This is a genomic window from Gimesia chilikensis (genome assembly GCF_007744075.1).
Taxonomy (GTDB): domain Bacteria; phylum Planctomycetota; class Planctomycetia; order Planctomycetales; family Planctomycetaceae; genus Gimesia; species Gimesia chilikensis_A.
On record NZ_CP036266.1, the window covers coordinates 3,135,801 to 3,151,549 of the forward strand.

13 protein-coding genes are annotated in these 15,749 nt (G+C 51.0%); 7 read left to right on the forward strand and 6 right to left on the reverse strand.

What is annotated here, in order from left to right; translation table 11 throughout:
- Positions 1-20: 20 nt before the first annotated feature.
- A complete protein-coding gene (locus HG66A1_RS11940; RefSeq protein ID WP_145183825.1) occupies positions 21-539 on the reverse strand; it encodes a ubiquinol-cytochrome c reductase iron-sulfur subunit in 519 nt (172 codons plus the stop codon).
- A gap of 468 nt (positions 540-1,007) precedes the next feature.
- On the reverse strand, positions 1,008-1,517 hold the full coding sequence (locus HG66A1_RS11945; protein WP_232105146.1) for a HEAT repeat domain-containing protein: 510 nt from the start codon (positions 1,515-1,517) through the stop codon (positions 1,008-1,010).
- A 16-nt stretch (positions 1,518-1,533) separates the two neighbouring features.
- Between HG66A1_RS11945 and HG66A1_RS31960 the strand changes: the two genes are divergently transcribed.
- The 3 genes from HG66A1_RS31960 to HG66A1_RS11955 all read left to right on the forward strand — a co-directional run bounded on the left by HG66A1_RS31960 (position 1,534) and on the right by HG66A1_RS11955 (position 5,228).
- Positions 1,534-1,755 carry a hypothetical protein gene (locus tag HG66A1_RS31960; protein WP_187782284.1) on the forward strand — a complete coding sequence of 74 codons (222 nt, stop codon included), beginning with the start codon at positions 1,534-1,536 and terminating at the stop codon, positions 1,753-1,755.
- Between the two features lie 1,295 nt (positions 1,756-3,050).
- Positions 3,051-4,433 carry a tetratricopeptide repeat protein gene (locus HG66A1_RS11950; protein WP_145183828.1) on the forward strand — a complete coding sequence of 461 codons (1,383 nt, stop codon included), beginning with the start codon at positions 3,051-3,053 and terminating at the stop codon, positions 4,431-4,433.
- A 33-nt stretch (positions 4,434-4,466) separates the two neighbouring features.
- Positions 4,467-5,228, forward strand: a complete 762-nt coding sequence (locus tag HG66A1_RS11955) for a polyprenol monophosphomannose synthase (RefSeq protein ID WP_145183831.1) — start codon at positions 4,467-4,469, stop codon at positions 5,226-5,228.
- Positions 5,229-5,243: 15 nt separating this feature from the next.
- Here the strand turns inward: HG66A1_RS11955 and panB are convergent, their stop codons facing one another.
- Positions 5,244-6,059, reverse strand: a complete 816-nt coding sequence (panB, locus tag HG66A1_RS11960; protein WP_145183834.1) for a 3-methyl-2-oxobutanoate hydroxymethyltransferase — start codon at positions 6,057-6,059, stop codon at positions 5,244-5,246.
- Positions 6,060-6,699: 640 nt separating this feature from the next.
- Here panB and HG66A1_RS11965 point away from each other — a divergent pair.
- From HG66A1_RS11965 to HG66A1_RS11980, 4 genes are all read left to right on the forward strand, one after another.
- Entirely contained in the window at positions 6,700-7,752 is a 1,053-nt protein-coding gene (locus tag HG66A1_RS11965) for an FAD-dependent oxidoreductase (RefSeq protein WP_232106811.1), read from the forward strand.
- A 54-nt stretch (positions 7,753-7,806) separates the two neighbouring features.
- A complete protein-coding gene (locus tag HG66A1_RS11970; RefSeq protein ID WP_145183841.1) occupies positions 7,807-8,946 on the forward strand; it encodes a M24 family metallopeptidase in 1,140 nt (379 codons plus the stop codon).
- 39 nt (positions 8,947-8,985) lie between these two features.
- Positions 8,986-10,176, forward strand: coding sequence for an 8-amino-7-oxononanoate synthase (bioF, locus tag HG66A1_RS11975; protein ID WP_145183843.1), 1,191 nt, complete (start codon positions 8,986-8,988; stop codon positions 10,174-10,176).
- A gap of 70 nt (positions 10,177-10,246) precedes the next feature.
- The gene (locus HG66A1_RS11980; protein WP_145183846.1) at positions 10,247-11,125 is read left to right on the forward strand and encodes an alpha/beta fold hydrolase; all 879 of its coding nucleotides are present in this window, start codon (positions 10,247-10,249) and stop codon (positions 11,123-11,125) included.
- 6 nt (positions 11,126-11,131) lie between these two features.
- Here HG66A1_RS11980 and HG66A1_RS11985 read toward each other — a convergent pair whose 3' ends face one another.
- The 3 genes from HG66A1_RS11985 to HG66A1_RS11995 form a co-directional block, all read right to left on the reverse strand.
- The gene (locus tag HG66A1_RS11985) at positions 11,132-12,385 is read right to left on the reverse strand and encodes a DEAD/DEAH box helicase (RefSeq protein WP_145183849.1); all 1,254 of its coding nucleotides are present in this window, start codon (positions 12,383-12,385) and stop codon (positions 11,132-11,134) included.
- A 66-nt stretch (positions 12,386-12,451) separates the two neighbouring features.
- Positions 12,452-14,446 (reverse strand): ATP-dependent zinc metalloprotease FtsH, encoded by a 1,995-nt coding sequence (gene ftsH / locus HG66A1_RS11990; RefSeq protein WP_145183852.1) that lies wholly within the window; start codon positions 14,444-14,446, stop codon positions 12,452-12,454.
- A 289-nt stretch (positions 14,447-14,735) separates the two neighbouring features.
- On the reverse strand, positions 14,736-15,593 hold the full coding sequence (locus tag HG66A1_RS11995) for a glycosyltransferase family 2 protein (protein ID WP_197993969.1): 858 nt from the start codon (positions 15,591-15,593) through the stop codon (positions 14,736-14,738).
- Between the last annotated feature and the right edge of the window lie 156 nt (positions 15,594-15,749).

Here is a 15,749-nt window from a genome sequence, read left to right on the forward strand (position 1 = left end):
GAAAATTTAAGGGCATTGAATCAGCCTATCGAAACTTTTTCCGAAATTCCTGCTTCAAATTTCTGAAATTCGACTTCAACCCACTGCTCTCCTCGCACTTTTACAATCGAGGTCTTTAATTCGTCCATACCGCGGGGAGCAGGTCCACTGACTACGGCACCATCTGTCTGGAAGGTGGCGGCATGGCAGGGACAAAAGAATTCTTCGTCGCCGGGCACATAGTCAACCACGCAACCCAAGTGGGGGCAGGTTGAAGAGAATGCAGTTACTTTTCCATCTTGACTCTTGGTGATCCAGACAGATCCGATCGGGCCGGAAGGGTATTTTGTCCAGGCATCAACTCGCTGATCCACAATAGTGAACCGCTGAGGCACCCCGGGTTCCAGATCGTCCAGACGGGACAGCTGGTAAGTCTGTTCAGTTTTTCGGCCCCGTTTCAGTGTTGAAAACAGGAAACCCAGTGCGGGAACCGCCAGAATGGTGGCGTAGACAGATCCCAGAATACCGCTGCAATATTTGAGGAATTTACGACGTCGCATTGGTGTGAACCTTCAAATCTGGATCGTCGATTCAGATCAGCCGTCCGAGGAATCGGAATGCTCCCGGAATCAGACAACGAGTGACTTACAGGGTCATGGTAAGTTTCTTTACTCTCGGACAGTAGTCTTCAGCAGGATATAGTTGGCAGGATGCAACCCGTATTTTGAGTCGCATGTTTGGTGGGTATTTCCAATCGCTCAAGCCCGACATCAATTCGAGACTTCTGATTGTTATCCTGATTCTTAGAGGTATCCTAACAAATCAGGTCACAGAATACGAACGATAAATTAAGTCTATTTGTTTCAGGTCTTTAAGGCAATCAATTATTGTATTTTGGATTATACTGTCCAGAATGGGCAGGTTTCAATACAGGAATTCAGGTTATAAACACAAAAAAACGGCTCCCCTGAATCCAGAGGAGCCGTTTTCGTTTTTCAGATCGGTCAAGCTGACCGGTTGATTGAAGACTAGTCAATCAGACCGAACAGGTTTGACAGGCTGTTACCGCTCAGGCGGCGAGTCTGCTTCTGCTGATCCTGCAGACGACTTGGGAAGTAAGCCTTAGGATCAGAAGTTGGAGCAGGAGCAGCAGGAGCTGCAGAAGGAGCACATCCGGCAGGAGCACATCCATTGTCGCAGCAAGGCTGTTCGCAGCAACCTTCAACAACTTCGTATCCGCAAAGTTCCAGAGCCTGGATAGCTTCGCGAACAACTTTCTTGTCGCAGTCACCCAGAGCACAGGTCAGAGCAGCTGTCAGCTCAGGAGAGCAGCAGCAGCAGTTTTTGCGGAGCTGGTCACCGATTTCATCAGCAGCTTTAGCACGAACGCGTTCGTCAGCGTCGTTCAGAGCGTAGATGAAGGCACACATGATTTCCGGGTTGCAGTCACAGCGGAACTTGTCGCCCAGTTTGTGGATAGCTTTGCGACGGTGTTTAGCGTAGCAAGCAGTCTGAGACTGGTAGATCAGTTCAGCGATTTCGCAAGGATCAGCGTTGCAGCAAGGCTGTTCGTTGCAGCAGGAATCTGCAGCCGGAGCAGCACAGGTCTTAGGAGCGGGGCAGCAGCTTTTGGGAGCTGGAGCACAGCAAGCCTTAGGAGCCGGTGCGGCACATGCTTTAGGAGCAGGAGCACAGCAGGCTTGTGGAGCCGGTGCGGCACATGCTTTGGGAGCAGGAGCACAGCAGGCTTTTGGAGCCGGAGCGGCACATGCTTGAGGAGCAGGAGCACAGCAAGCCTTAGGGGCTGGTGCGGCACATGCTTTGGGAGCAGGAGCACAGCAGTTATCCTGAGTGCAGGAATCGGTGCTGCAGCAGTTCCGTTTGAACCAGCCACGCAGCTTCTTGCGAAGCGGTTTGCAGCAGGTTGGAGCAGATTCACAGCAGCAAGGCGGTTTAATGTTAGAGCACTGACGCTGATAAGTATAAACGTTAGGCTCACAAGGTTTGGTAATAGTGGGTTTACAGCATTCTGGTTGACAGGTCGAGGCACATTCACAGCTCTTTGCAGCCCCGCAATTAAGCGAAAGGTCAAAAAGATCTGCTTGTGCAACGGCATTCATCCCCAATGCCACAACAAATGCACTGAACAGACTAATCCATTTCATAGAACAGCGTCTCCTTCTTGGGTCGTTTTCTGACCATCATAGACAGATTGATGTGCCTCTTGTGTCACATCACAGTGGTTACGGCGCGAATTTTGGTTTGTTCCTATTGGGACTGCTATTGGTCCAAGTTGAAATCTTCAACTCGCGCTGGCTTGATTCTCAGGGCATCGTTCCGAGGTCAGATACCCTTACGATAAACTTCTAGTAATTTCGATTGTGGACGATGCTCTCCAGCACCGTCCTGATTCACATCCGAATTGTTTGTTTTGATCATTCAGATATGAATTCTCATTGCGACTGGTACAATCTATCGGCGTGCTGTAATTACCGCTTGAATGTCTCAAGTCATTATCAGATAAAAAGGTTACGTCATTTTTACACACGATTATGTGCGTCGTAACGGTTGGATAATCTAGGGTAGATTTATGCTGTGAAATCCGGGTGAACTACCCTTATAAAGTGTCAAACTGGGAGGGCTGTGTGTTAGAAGAGAAGTTGAAGTTGACCGTTTCGGCTATGCCTAATGTGCGGAGAGACCTGTTCCCGGGAGCTGTTTTTATTGAAGGGTTTGCACCAGGTGACTCTCGAGGCTCCTCGAAATATCAGCGTTAAAACTTAACCAGCCAGCCTGGTTTGTGAGTGAATTTATCGATCAGGACTGATGACTCCGGTCGCACCTGATTTTTCCGGTCTGCCTGCTGATTCGTTTGCCTCTACAGTGTGAATTGTGCGTGAAAAAGATATTCTCCCACATTGATGAGTTATGACCCTGGCTCATGTTCTGATTTCAGAGGTAGTTTTCTGTCAGAGGCTTTCGTTTATAGTGATTGAACCGTTCTTGCTTTTCCGCAAACGGGGAACCATAATGAAGGCATCTCGTTATTTCTGGGCCACAGGAGAGAATGAATGCGATACTTTCTCATATTGAGCGCGGCCTGTCTGCTTTCAGGTTTTGCCATTCCTGGCTGGGCGCAAAATCGACACCATGGTGCGCACGGGCATCATCACTCTCATCACGGCCACAGCCATTCTTATCCTCGATATTACGGCCGGAACTGGGCCAGCCCTGGCTGGTCGGTCAGCGGGAATAATGGAAGCGTCTATTTCAATTTCGCTTTTCCCGGGAATACCTACTATGGAAATCCCTGGGGACCTTATTTCTACAACCGCTTCGGTTACTACAGCACTGATGCATTTGTGGCCAGCAATCCTGTGCTGTTTTCTAATGGGTACTCCTTAAACGGTATGTATCCGATCCTGCCCGGTCAGGGATTTTCACCGCCGACGGTCTATCCCTACAGTAATGTTCCGGGGACGCTGCCATTAACCAATCCGGGAACTGTCAGTAATCAGCCACTCAATAACGCAGTACAGCAGGATCTTCAACGGTGGACTGATCCGGACTATTTACCAGAGCCCTCACGCAAGATTCAAAAATACATCGTCCCTTCCACACGGCATGCGCGAGAACTGAGCCTCCGAAATCAGGTTAAGGGAGATGAGTATTTCCAGAAACTGGATTACCGTAGAGCCTACGAACGCTACAAATTTGCAGCATCATTGGCAAAAGATCTGGCCACTCCGCATTTCAAGAAGGGTTATGCTCTGTTGGCACTCAAACAGTATGATCGAGCAGCCTATGAATTTAAGCAGGGGCTGGCTCTGGATCCCTCCTGGCCTGTGACGGGAGAAAGTTTGAGTGAACTGTTTGGTCCTGACAATGCGATTGCCAGAGATTCCCTGGTCCACCAGGTAGCGGACTGGGTAAAGGAAGATATTCGCGATCCGGAACGCTTATTCGTATTTGGCGTTGTATTGCATTTCAATGGTCAGGCAGAACAGGCACATGATGTTTTTGAGACTGCAGCCCGACTGGCTGGACGGGGGGATCACTTCCTCGCTTTTCTGGATCCTAAGGTTCAGCAGGCTGGTCAGCAGGTGGTCCCGCAGAAGAACCAAGCTTCCGGTGGTCACATCGTCAATCCGGCAAATACGCGGCCTCCGGCATTTGAATCGAAGAAATCTGAGCCTCAACTCCAGACTCAACCTCTGGGACCAAGGCGTTCGGCTCCTATCTCAGGAACGCTACCGCCGCCTCCGGCTGTAAAGCAGCAACCCGCTCGCAAAGAGTCTGGAAACAAAACAACTGCCCCCAAACCGCTTCCCGAAATCAATAATCTTGGGTTGCCTCCCCTTCCCCAGGCAGAAGATACACCGGGTGCGCCGTTGATTCCTGCTCCGGAGCCTGCTACAAGTCAACAAACACCGTTGCTGATTCCCCCCAAATGATTTGACTGCTTGAATGCTGGGCTTCTGAAACCGATGAATGAATCTGCTACTCCGCGCCTGCTGGTGACATTATGTACTTACAATGAGAAGGAAAATCTGGAACAGCTGATTCCGGAGATTCATCATCATCTCCCCTATGCTGCCATTCTGGTGATCGATGACAACTCGCCGGATGGAACAGGCGATTATGTCAAATCGCTCAAAAAGACGGATTCGCGAATTCATTCGATACACCGCAGCGGTAAACTCGGCCTGGGAACTGCTACGATTGCCGGTTTTCAGTATGCAATTGAAAACCACTATGATCTGGTGCTGAATCTCGATGCAGACTTCAGCCACCCTCCTCGATTTATGCCTGATCTCGTTGCTGCAACTGAACAGGCAGATGTAGCGATCGGCTCTCGGTATGTGCCCGGCGGAAAAATTGAGGGCTGGGGGCCGAAGCGTTATTTCATGAGTGGTGCGATCAACTGGTATGCTCGACTGCTGCTACGCTTGAAATCACGTGACTGCAGCGGCAGTTTTCGCTGTTATCGTGTTCCGAAACTGGCCGAGATCGATTTTAAACTGCTGCGTGCTAAAGGATATGCATTTCAGGAAGAAATTCTTTACCGCTGTCGCAGGGTTGGCTGTACCTTTCAGGAGGTTCCCTTCACGTTCGAAGAGCGTCGCTATGGCAGTTCCAAAATCAACATGAAAGAGGCTTTTTCAGCTCTCTGGGTCATGTTCGTGCTGGGGATCGACAATCTTCAGGGAAAGCGGGTAAAAGTTTTACCCGCTGAATCCGCTAAATAAGTGGATTAAAAGATATCAGGTATGGCTGTGTGATTCATCCGGGAAGGCACCTTCCCGAACTTCACTGGCATAAGCCTGCACTGCTGCAGTGATATCTGATGCCAGATCCGCGTATTTTTTGAGGAATCGCGGGTGAAATTCGGCATTCATACCCAGCATATCAGGAGTGACAAGCACCTGTCCGTCGCAACCTGATCCGGATCCGATACCGATGGTGGGAACTGTGACGGTTTCTGTGATGCGTTTGGCAATGGGAGCCGTAATCATTTCGAGTAGAATCCCAAACGCTCCTGCGCGTTCTGCTGCCAGGGCATCTGCTATCAACTGGTCTTCGTCCCGTTGAATTTTCCCCATACCTCCCAGAGCACGCACTGATTGAGGTTTCAGTCCCAGGTGAGCCATCACAGGGATATCGGCGGCAGCAATCGCTTCAATCGTTTTCGCCTGGTTCACGCCGCCTTCAAGTTTGACGGCGTCTGCACCGGTCTCTTTAAGAATCCGGCCGGCATTCTCCAATGCCTGAGCGGGAGAAACGTGGAACGACATGAATGGCATATCGACGATCACCATAGCCCGCTGAACAGCTCGGACCACCATTTCACCATGATAGATCATCTGATCGACGGTCACGGGCAGTGTTGTGCTCTTGCCCTGCACGACCATTCCTAAAGTGTCGCCTACCAGCAGGCAGTCTAATCCTGCTTCATCCAGAAGTTTTGCTGACAGATAATCGTAGGCTGTCAGCATCGTAATTTTCTGTTGTTTCTGTTTGGCGGCGATGAAACGGGGGACGGTAAACTTTTTCGGCCGTGCTGGCGACGCATTCGACACGGAACTCTCCTTAAAACATGTAGCAGCCCTGGCAACCCGGCCAGGAGATAAGTCATTTAATTATATGATTCTAGACTGATCAGGTCAGTTTGTGGTTCACAATATGAAAACCAGCTCCGGAATAGCAAGACTCTGATCGCCAAATCTTAGAAAACTGCTCCGCAGTAGCGTGTGTTGCATTTTGCGCTGTCTTATTTTGCAACTAATGTTGCATTATGCAACGGGTTCAAGAGTAGCCCCCAAACGGCTAAAAATTATTTAAAACTCTAAAAGACTATATATCAGGCTCTTAGGGATAAAAATGCGGAAAAAATATTGAGTGGTACAGCTTGTGCAATATACCTATGGCAGCGATGGTGGCAAGCGTTGGCCCGCACTTGCTCCATTCAGCACAGAAAAGGTGCTCCATTCACTTCGGTGTTTTGGAGCACCTTTTTTTGTTTCCTCTTTTCCGTCTCAGCACTTAATCCTGTCCTCCCGGCTTCTGGAATTCCTACCCCAACTTCAGTAGGATTGTGACACACGCCAGGTTCGTATGCTGGCTGTATTTACCAATCCCTTTCCACTGGCAGATTCATGTACTGAAAGTTTGTTTCAAGCACTTCAGTCAGGAAGAATGCATCTCAGGAGGATATCAATCGTGCCAGAAAAAGTTGTTGTGATCGGATCAGGGCCCGCTGCCTGGGCAGCCTGCATTTATACATCTCGTGCCAATCTCGAGCCATTGTGTTTCGAAGGAGCAGTGACTGAAGAAAACCGTTTGCAGGGAACACTTCCCCTCGGTCAGTTGGCATTAACAACCGAAGTCGAGAATTATCCCGGATTTCCTGCGGGTAATCTGGAGTCGTACCTGAATGATTCCATTGAGGAATCCAAACGCAAATATATGGCTCCTCACACTGGTCATGGAGTGAGTGGTCCGGAACTGATGGAGCTGATGCGGCAACAAGCCAAAAACTTTGGCACCAAGGTTATCACTGATGATGTGGTCGACGTCGATTTCTCATCACATCCCTATAAGGTGACTCCGTCAAAGGGAGAACCCGTAGAAGCCCTGGCGGTAATTATCGCAACAGGTGCCCGGGCTAATTATCTGGGGCTGGACTCAGAGAATCGTTTTAAGAACATGGGCGTTTCCGCCTGTGCGGTCTGCGATGGAGCGATGCCCCGCTTCCGCAATCATCCACTGGTGGTGGTTGGCGGTGGTGACAGCGCGATGGAAGAAGCCTCCTACCTGACCAAGTTTGCCTCCAAAGTTTACATCGTACATCGCCGTGATGAATTCCGGGCCAGTAAGATCATGGCGGACCGGGCACTCGCGAATGAAAAGATCGAAGTCAAATGGAACTCGGTCATCGATGAAGTTCTGGGGAACGACGAACAGGGCGTGACCGGTGTGCGGATTCGCAGCACCGTCGATGAAGGCCAGACCGAAGAGCTGGAAGCCACCGGCTACTTCGCTGCGATCGGGCATACGCCGAATGTCAATTTTCTGAAAGGTCAGATCGACCTGAACGACAAAGGTTTTATCCAGTGGCAGGTTCCCTTCCGCACGAATACAAATGTGGATGGAGTGTTCGCTGCCGGTGATGTGGCCGATGACAACTACAAGCAGGCAATCACCGCGGCTGGTAGCGGGTGTATGGCAGCCCTGGATGCGGAACGCTGGCTGGTTGCCAACGGTTACGAATAAGAAGCCGATTTGAAAAAACGCTGAAAACTAATCTGTCTGAAGGGCTATATCGTTATGTTGACAAAAGAAGGATGTCAGGCGCGACAGAAACGATTGTGGGATGCAGTTCCCGATCATCTGGAATGGATTCTGATTGCAGACCCGCGTCACGTCTTGTACCTCTCGAATTTTGTGGTGCAACCCTGCAGTTTTTCTCGGGGCGAACGGGCTCTGTTACTGCTGGATCGGGAAAAAGGCGTTACACTGATCGGAGATAATTTCACACTCCGGTCAGCAGCTGCCGAGTTCTATGTAGATCACGAGGCTGTTGAAACTTGGTACGACCACAAACATTCGGTCGAAAATCGAGATCACGCCCTGTTTAAAGCACTTGCGTCAGTTGTCCCGCAATTAAAAGGACGTTCAGGTGCCATCGAAGCTGAATGGCTGCCGGTTGGGGCACTGCAGGAACTGGAAATTACTCAGACCGATGCGACACTTGAATTGGGTAGCGTGCTGCGTCAGTTGCGCCGTCAGAAGCACGATGACGAGATTGCATTGCTGAAACAGTGCATGCAAGCCTGTGACGCAGGTCACGCCTGTGCCCGAGAAATTGTCGAGGCTGGTAAGAGTGAGTTTGATGTCTTTCGTAAAGTGCAAGCGGCGGTACTGCAGGCCGCCGGTCTGCCAGTGATTATTTATGGTGACTTCCGGGCTTCAACGCCTGAGGTCCCCAAGGCAGGCGGACTTCCTTCCGGACATGTTCTGGGCAACGGTGATCTGTTCGTTCTCGATTATTCGGTCGTGATTCACGGATACCGCAGCGATTTTACCAATACGATTGCGGTTGGCGAACCGAGTGCCGAGCAGGAAAAACTGTTTGGTCTCTGTCAGGCTGCTATGCAGGGGGGAGAGTCGACTCTCAAAGCGGGAACCAAATGTGCTGATGTGCATGCCGCAACAGCAGCCCCAATCTGGGATGCTGGATATAAAGAAAACTTCCAGCATCACGCCGGTCATGGCCTCGGGCTGGGACATCCGGAAGCACCGATTCTCGTGCCGGAGAGCATCGATACTCTTTTGGCAGGTGACGTGGTGACTCTAGAGCCTGGTGTCTATGTGGAAGGTGTCGGTGGCATGCGGATTGAGCATAATTACCTGATCACGGAAGATGGATTTGAACGGCTCAGCAATCATGTAATTGCACTCAAGTAGTCGGACTCTTGTAGTTCTTCCCGTCAGGTAGTCGAATTTATGACGTCCTCAGAACTCCCGGAATGGATGGAAACAGATCTCCAGCAGATCCGGGAGGCGGGGCTGTTTCGTTCACGCAGAATGTTTCAGCCTCTTGCTGGGGGACGTTGTCTGCTTGAAGGCCAGACACTGATCAATTTTTCCAGTAATGACTATCTCGATCTGGCACAGGATCCACGACTGGTCTCTGCAGCTTCTGTCGCACTGTCTGAGTTGGGAGTCGGGGCTCGCGCCAGTGCCCTAGTGAGTGGTCGAACCATCTGGCATGCTCGTCTGGAAGAGCAACTGGCAAAATTTGAAGGGGCTGAGGCGGCTCTGTTATTTCCGAGTGGCTATGCTGCCAACCTGGGGGTGATTTCGGCGGTCGCTCAGGAAGCAGATACCATTTTCTGTGACCGGTTAAATCATGCCAGCCTGATTGATGGTTGCCGACTTTCGGGAGCCCGGTTTCGTGTCTATCGACATGATCAACTGGAGAAACTGAAACGCGAGCTCGCGAAACCCACGGGAGCAGGCCGGAAGTTTATTGTTACCGATTCCGTATTCAGTATGGATGGCCTTTCCGCCCCTTTGCGTGATCTCTGTGATCTGGCAGAGGAGTTTGGGGCCAGCCTGATCATTGATGAGGCGCACGGTACCGGTGTGTACGGAGGTAAAGGGCGCGGTCTGGCTGAAGAGCTGGGAGTTGAAGACAGGGTGGCCATTCGGATTGGTACACTCAGTAAAGCCGTGGGCTGCCTGGGAGGCTTTGTTTCTGGTTCTGAAACATTGATCAACTGGCTCTGGAACCGCGTGCGTACCCAGATTTACTCCACTGCCCTGCCCCCGTCTATCTGTGCTGCTGCCTGTGCTGCACTGGAAGTCATCCAGACAGAACCAGAGCGGCGCGATCGACTGCATGAGCTGTCCCGCTATCTGAGATCAGGCCTCAAGGAACGTTCTCAACTGACGGTGCCTGCCTCCACCGGGCCAATTATACCTGTGATCCTGTCCGACCCTGCCTTAACGATGCAGGTGGCGGGGGATCTGCAGTCAGATGGTTTCATGGTGGGAGCAATCAGACCCCCCACAGTTCCTCAGGGGACTTCCCGATTACGAATTTCGCTGACCTGTGCCCATCAGAGGGAAGATCTGGAGCGGTTTTTAAAAGCACTGGATGGTTCACTCGCCAGAAACGGGGAATCCCGATAAGGTATGCAAAACCAGTAACAGAGAGCCATCGCTAGAAATGCTGTCAGAGACTACGATTGAAGAAGCCCACATGAATTTTCGTGAACAGATCCAAGAAGAATATCCGTTTACTTCGCACTGGCTGAAGATTGACGGACATCAATATCACTATCTGGATGAAGGCCAGGGAGAGCCTCTGCTGATGGTGCACGGAAATCCTACCTGGAGCTTCGCCTGGCGGCGGCTGGTGAAGCAGCTTTCCCGCTCTTATCGCGTGATTGCCGTCGATCACATGGGCTGTGGGCTCTCTGATAAGCCCCAGGATTATTCCTATACTCTTGCGGCACATATCGCGAATCTGAAAACCCTTATCACAGAACTGGATCTCAAGAACATCACGCTGTTTGCCCATGACTGGGGCGGCGCCATCGGAATGGGGGCTGCGGTCGACCTTCCTGAACGGTTCGGAAAGTTTGTCCTGATGAACACCGCCGCCTTTCGTTCACAGGAAATTCCCCTGCGAATTGCAGTCTGCAGAATTCCTGTTTTGGGTGCCTGGGGCGTCCGAGGTCTCAATCTCTTCTCCGGGGCTGCGATTAGGATGGCAGTGGAGAAACATGAGCGGATGACCGGGGATGTCAAAGCCGGTTTTTTGGGGCCATACGACAACTGGCAGAACCGGGTTGCTGTGCACCGTTTCGTGCAGGATATTCCTCTGAAGCCTTCGCACCCCAGTTATGAGACATTGAAGCATGTCGAGGACGGGTTAGCACAGTTCAAAGATAAGCCGATGCTGTTGGTCTGGGGAGAAAAAGACTGGTGCTTTACCACGAATTTTCTCGATGAATTCGAGCGTCGGTTCCCCCAGGCAGAGACGCTGCGAATTCCGGACGCGGGGCATTACGTCTTTGAAGACGCACATGAAATCATGCTGCCCCGCATTGAGCAGTTTCTCCAGCAACTGGTTTGACGCGGCTTAAAAATCACCGAACTCAGGATTGATCAGGTGCTCTGTGTTCCCCAGGTGAGAAATCTGTTCCAGTTCCTTGCGTGGTTTTTTGGGGCGGTAGGCTTCAAATTTATCCACCCGGAATTCCTGAATCATGTGGTTAATCCGGTTCTCAATATTGGTTAACTGATCACCTTCATCGGGGGCGACGAAGGTGAATGCGGCCCCCTTCAGATCTGATGAGAGTCTTCCAACTCGTCCAATACGGTGCACATAGTCATCACTGAATTCAGGAATATCAAAATTGATGATGTGTGAAATCCCACTGACATCAATCCCTCGTCCCATCACATCGGTGGCGATCAGCAGACGGATTTTTCCTTCACGGAATTTTTTCAGTACCCGGTCCCGTTTGGGTTGAGGCAGGTCCCCGTGAATGGCGGCAACGTCCTTCAGTTTTTTCGAGAAGATCCGATCCAGCTTGTCGGCTCCCCGTTTGGTTCTGGTGAAGACGATGGTCTGTTTCGGGCGTTCCTGGAACAAGAGTCTTGAGAGTAGTTTGATTTTTCGATCTGGATCGACAGTGATGTAATACTGATCGATGGCATCGACGCTGACTTTGTTCTCAGACAGATCGATCATCACAGGCTCATTCATATAGCGTTGTGCCAACCGCTCGACAGGCGGTGGCAGTGTTGCTGAGAGCAACAAAGTCTGACGTTCTTTGGGACACTTGCGGAGAATCTTCTCAATGTCTGGTCGGAAGCCGATGTCCAGCATTCGGTCTGCTTCATCCAGAACTGCAAAGCGAAGGGTGTTTAGCTTCAGATTACCACGGTTGATATGGTCGATGACTCGTCCAGGGGTACCAACGGCGATCTGGGCACCTTTCTTTAGCTGGTTTTCCTGGGGGCGAACAGGCTTGCCTCCCACAAGGACGGCCAGACTGAGTGACTTCGAAGGACAGAGTTTACGGATTTCCACAGCGACCTGTTCGCTCAACTCGCGGGTTGGAGCGAGGATCAGGGCCTGGATTCCAGGGCGTCTGAGGTCAATCTGTTGCAGAACCGGCAGCGAGAATGCTGCAGTTTTGCCCGTTCCCGTACGTGCCTGGCCGATACAGTCTTTGCCGGTGACAGCGATCGGAATCAACTCAGCCTGAATGGGGCTTGGTTTTTCATAACCTGCTTTGCTCAGGTTTTTTAATATTTTGTCATTGAGTCCTAACTGATCAAAGCTGGCGGTTGTGGTCTTTTTTTTCTTTTTCTTCTTCTGATTCATTTCCTGTAAATTCCTGCTGAGGCAGGAGAAATCTCGCTCTGCGCTGAGGCATCCTGTGCCGGAGCATTATTCTGGTGGCTGTTCATTTTCTGTATCAGTACCAGCCTGCTTCGCGTTATCCAGGTTCGCTTGTTCCCGAACCGAAACTCCGATCAGACGCTTGATGTCATTACTGTCAATGGCCTCTTGTTCTACGAGTGCTTTTGCCAGCAGGTCAAGTTTCTCCCTGTTTTCTGTTAAAATTTTCACTGCCCGTTCTTCAGCAGCGTTTAAGAATCGCTGCATTTCCTGGTCAATGACGTGTGCGGTTTCTTCACTGCACTCGCCTTGAGATTTCATCTCTTTACCCAGGAACGGGTTTTCATCTGAGTGGCGAAACGCCACAGGTCCAATTACACCACTCATGCCCCACTGTCCGACCATTTTACGTGTGATCTGTGTGGCACGCTTGATGTCGTCAGCTGCTCCGGCTGTATGTTCACCAAACACCAGCCCTTCTGCAGCACGACCACCCAACATGAAGGCTAACTGCGAGTGGAGTTGTTTCTCACCCATGTTATAACGCTCTTCATCGGGCAGCAGTTGTGTCACGCCCAACGCTCTGCCGCGAGGAATGACGGTCACTTTATGCACTGGATCGATCTCCGGAAGCAACCAGGCTAATAACGCGTGGCCAGCTTCGTGGTAAGCGGTCATTTCCCGCTCTTTTTCACTGAGAATCTCTTCGCGAGGTGGTCCCATTAAAACACGATCCCGTGCATTGTCAAAATCTTCTTTGTCAACCTGATCTTTATTGAGCCGTGTCGCAGACAGGGCCGCTTCATTTACCAAGTTCTTCAAATCAGCTCCCGAAAAGCCAATTGTTCCTGCAGCGATCTTTTCCAGGTCGACATCATCCGAGAGGGGGATTTTCCGCGAATGTACTTTCAGAATCGCGGCCCGGCCCTCTTTAGTAGGGCGGTCAACTGTGATATGCCGGTCGAATCGCCCGGGACGCAGCAATGCCGGGTCCAGAACATCGGGACGGTTGGTTGCGGCGATTACAATGACGGCTTCATTCTGTTGAAAACCATCCATTTCACTGAGCATCTGGTTGAGGGTCTGTTCGCGTTCATCATGTCCCCCGCCCAGTCCGGCACCACGAATTCGACCAACGGCATCGATTTCATCGACGAAGATGATACAGGGGGCATTTTCCTTGGCGTTGCGGAACAGGTCACGCACCCGGCTGGCACCGACGCCAACGAACATCTGGATAAATTCCGAACCGTTAATCGAATAAAAGGGAACACCGGCTTCCCCTGCGGTGGCGCGAGCCAGCAGAGTTTTTCCGGTCCCTGGCGAGCCCATCAAAAGCACCCCTTTGGGGATCTGAGCACCGAGACGCTGAAATTTGGCCGGAGTTTTCAGGAATTCAACCACTTCCTGCAGTTCCGCCTTCGCCTGTTCCATCGCTGCGACATCGTCGAACGTGGTCTGTTCCTCGGAAGGCCGGAATCGTTTGGCCGGGCTCTTGGTGAAATTACCAAGCATTCCCGATCCCATGGGATCGGCCGACCGTCGGAGCATAAACCAGAAGAAGCCGATGATCAGCAAGGGACCAATCAGCCAGGGTAAAATATACGTACCAATGCCGACACTGGTGCTCTCGGCTTTGAAGGTTACATTCTGTTTAATCAACTCGGGAACGAGGTCACGATCTTCAACGGGGTGAGAGGGGAGCACGGTATTAAACTCTTCCGCAAGCTTTTCCCCCTTCTTTTCTTTATCATCCGGATTTTTCGGACGGACTTTCCATTTACCGGTCAGAATATCTCCGTGGAACTCGACGGAATCGACGTTGCCCCTATTGAGCTCATCGATGAAAAAGCTGTAATCGACCTTCGAACCGGTATTCTCCGGAGAAGATTTCATCATCATCAGACTGCCAATGACCAGAATCAGCAGGATAATCAGCCAGGGGCCGGTTGATGGGGCACCTTGAGTTTCTTTGCTGGATGGCTTTTGGGGATCTTTGCCGGGAGGAGGAGTTCGTTGGGGATTCTCCTGCGGAGAGGCCATATGCTGTTCCGTTCGTTGCTTAAGATCTTCTTACTGGTTGCTGATGGCTGGGATCGTCCTGGCGTGTCATTGTCTTCTGGTTAGACATCCGTATTCGGCCAGGTAATTCTTCCTGCGAAGAGCGGGGAGACATGTGTATCATTGCCAGATTAAATATTATTTGCTGATTCTATGGGAAAATCCGCCCCGCAGGCAATGGTGGCAGACCTGATTTTAGAAAGGAACGGGTAAGCCGTTGTGAAAATAAGTGTAGCCGCTGAGCCAGCTTATTGCAGATTGGGGCTGGTCACTAATCCTTCAGACCGTAGCGGACGATACACCAGAGTGCTTTGACGCCGTCTTTCCAGCCGATTTTTTTCCCCTGATCATAAGTGCGTCCATCATAGCTGATCGACATCTCGAAAATACGACAGCGACGTCGGGCCACTTTGGCTGTCAGTTCCGGCTCGATACCAAATCGGTTCTGGCAGAGTCCAGGAGCGATTTCCTTGATCACATCCTTTTTGAACAGCTTATAGCAGGTCTCCATATCGGTCAGGTTGAGGTTGGTGAAGCAGTTTGAGAGGGTCGTCAAAAACCTGTTTCCCAGGTAGTGCCAATAGTAGAGAACGCGATGCGGCTGATCTCCCAGAAACCGGCTGCCATACACGACATCGGCACGACCTTCGATAATAGGCTGTAGCAAACGGGGGTACTCAGAGGGATCGTATTCCAGGTCAGCATCCTGAATCAGCATTACATCCCCCTGTGCTTCCAGGAAACCAGTGCGGACGGCTGCCCCTTTCCCCTGGTTGACCTCGTGGAAAATGACGCGGATTTCGTTATACGCATCCTGCTCCGACTGCGATTGCTCTTCGAGACGTTTGAGAATATCTCGAGTACCATCTGTGCTGCCATCATCGACGAGTACCAGTTCCTTGCGAATGGGTACTGCTTTGACCTGGCTGATCAGGTTCTCTACCGTCTTTTGTTCATTGAAAATCGGGATCACGACCGACAGTAGAAAATCTTGCGGGATCGGATAGAAGCCTAACTGACGGCAGCCCGCCTCACCCAGGTACGACTTCAGTGAGTCGTACCATTCGGTTGTGTAAGGATAGCCGTGCTCATCAGACTGTGGAAAACGTGCGATAGACGATGGTTCCATGATCAACTTTTAGTTGTAAAAGGGTTGTCGGTTTGTGATTAATCGGTTCTATTCTGTATTATAAGTCGTAAATAGCATCTGCAAGAGTAGTTTCTGTTTCGTTTTCGCATTCACTGGTGGATATGTGAAATGGAGCGGTTTACATTATCCATATCG

Bases quoted from the DNA above. Each gene is read 5' to 3' on its own strand.
- HG66A1_RS11940 (WP_145183825.1), bottom strand. From the start codon at position 539: ATGCGACGTCGTAAATTCCTCAAATATTGCAGCGGTATTCTGGGATCT.
- HG66A1_RS11950 (WP_145183828.1), top strand. From the start codon at position 3,051: ATGCGATACTTTCTCATATTGAGCGCGGCCTGTCTGCTTTCAGGTTTT.
- HG66A1_RS11955 (WP_145183831.1), top strand. From the start codon at position 4,467: ATGAATGAATCTGCTACTCCGCGCCTGCTGGTGACATTATGTACTTAC.
- HG66A1_RS11970 (WP_145183841.1), top strand. From the start codon at position 7,807: ATGTTGACAAAAGAAGGATGTCAGGCGCGACAGAAACGATTGTGGGAT.
- bioF (WP_145183843.1), top strand. From the start codon at position 8,986: ATGACGTCCTCAGAACTCCCGGAATGGATGGAAACAGATCTCCAGCAG.
- HG66A1_RS11980 (WP_145183846.1), top strand. From the start codon at position 10,247: ATGAATTTTCGTGAACAGATCCAAGAAGAATATCCGTTTACTTCGCAC.
- HG66A1_RS11985 (WP_145183849.1), bottom strand. From the start codon at position 12,385: ATGAATCAGAAGAAGAAAAAGAAAAAAAAGACCACAACCGCCAGCTTT.
- ftsH (WP_145183852.1), bottom strand. From the start codon at position 14,446: ATGGCCTCTCCGCAGGAGAATCCCCAACGAACTCCTCCTCCCGGCAAA.
- HG66A1_RS11995 (WP_197993969.1), bottom strand. From the start codon at position 15,593: ATGGAACCATCGTCTATCGCACGTTTTCCACAGTCTGATGAGCACGGC.